This window comes from Streptomyces sp. AC627_RSS907, from assembly GCF_019049165.1.
The window spans coordinates 1-829 of record NZ_JAGMUE010000452.1 but is presented as its reverse complement, the minus strand read 5'-3'; the positions used below and the strand labels follow the sequence as shown (position 1 = coordinate 829).

1 protein-coding gene is annotated in these 829 nt (G+C 68.8%); it reads left to right on the top strand.

Going from position 1 to position 829, the window contains the following annotated elements; genetic code table 11:
• A partial coding sequence (locus KUM32_RS36415; RefSeq protein WP_217146173.1) for a hypothetical protein occupies positions 1-829 on the top strand: 829 nt, incomplete at both ends.

Here is an 829-nt window from a genome sequence, read left to right as displayed (position 1 = left end):
CCCCGGACGAAGCCGACACCACCGCCGGCTCACCCGAAACCGACCGGCCCCCCGCCGCCCCCGACGTCACCGACGAGCCCCCGGCCATCCCCACGGACGGCGCCCCAGGCGGTCACCCGAACGATGCCGTCTGGAAGGCGGCTTGGGACGCCGCCCCCGTCACCCTCCACGAACACGACTTCACCGTCCCCGGACCCGCCCACGACCCCCTCGACGAGAACAGCCGCCCCGAGAGCGTCCCGGCCCACTCGGTGCTCGAGGTACGCCGCTTCGACTACGCCGGCCACCCCGTCATCGACGTCACCCTGCGCATCCAGCTCACCAACCCCGAAATCTTCGCCGAGGAACAGGAATCCAAGTTCTGGGAAAACGTCCACGCGGCGGCCCAGCGTCTCAACAAAGCCGGCCTCCGCATCCACGACCGTGACCTTTTCCACCTCACCGTCCTGAACGCCGCTGACCACTCCGCCGCCCACCAGCGCTACCAGCGCACCACCCTCACCGCACACAACCCACACACCACAGAAACCGGCCAGGACAGCACAGCCACCACCTGGCACGTCGAAGCCACCCCCGCCGACCTCCTCCTCCCCCTCGCCCAGCTCACCGGCATCTACCTCAACAGCAAGATGGAACCGCACGGCATCCGTTCCGGCTCCGAGCACATCTACATCACCCCAGCCCCCCGCCCACGCACCACCAGCCAGAACACACCCCCCCTCCACCCCGACGACCACCCCAACGCAACACCACAGGACACCGAAAACACCGGGGTGGACCTGACCACCCTCAGCGGCACAGACGTCCCCATCTCACCCGACGTGGACAC